This is a genomic window from Achromobacter marplatensis (genome assembly GCF_002209535.1).
GTDB lineage: Bacteria > Pseudomonadota > Gammaproteobacteria > Burkholderiales > Burkholderiaceae_B > Achromobacter > Achromobacter marplatensis.
Window position 1 is genome coordinate 1 of record NZ_NJIG01000061.1, and the last position, 539, is coordinate 539.

At 60.5% G+C, this 539-nt stretch carries 1 protein-coding gene; it reads left to right on the plus strand.

Translation table 11 applies throughout. From position 1 onward, the window contains the following. A partial coding sequence (locus CEY09_RS31840) for a hemagglutinin repeat-containing protein (RefSeq protein WP_234818454.1) occupies positions 1 to 456 on the plus strand: 456 nt, incomplete at its 5' end. Positions 457 to 539: the final 83 nt, after the last annotated feature.

Here is a 539-nt window from a genome sequence, read left to right on the forward strand (position 1 = left end):
CAGATCATCGCGTCGGTCGGCGGCAATCTGCTGCTGGAGAGCTTGCAGGACAGCAGCAAGTACGACTCCAAGAACAAGAGCGCCGGGTTCGGGCTAAGCCTGTGCATCCCGCCGTACTGTGCGGGTTCAAGCAGCGTGTCGGCTAATGCCAGCACCGGCAAGATGAACAGCGACTTCAAGTCCGTCACGCAGCAGACGGGCCTGTGGGCAGGCGACGGCGGGTTCCTGATCGACGTCAAGAACAACACCACGCTGATCGGCAGCGTCATCGCCAGCAGTGACCGCGCGGTGGCTGACGGTTTGAACAAGCTGACCACCGGCACGCTGGTCACGGAGGACCTGAAGAACACCGCCAAGTACAGCGGCAGCCAGGTGTCTATTGGGGGAGGTTTCGGCTTTGGCGGCGACGCCAAGGCGGGCCGTAAGCTCCCCCTTCAGGTAGACACCAACCGGTAGAATTTCGGAGCCTCCCTGAGTCGGAGATTCCCTTGAAGAAGAGCAGATTTACCGAGAGCCAGATCGTTTCTGTGCTGAAGGAA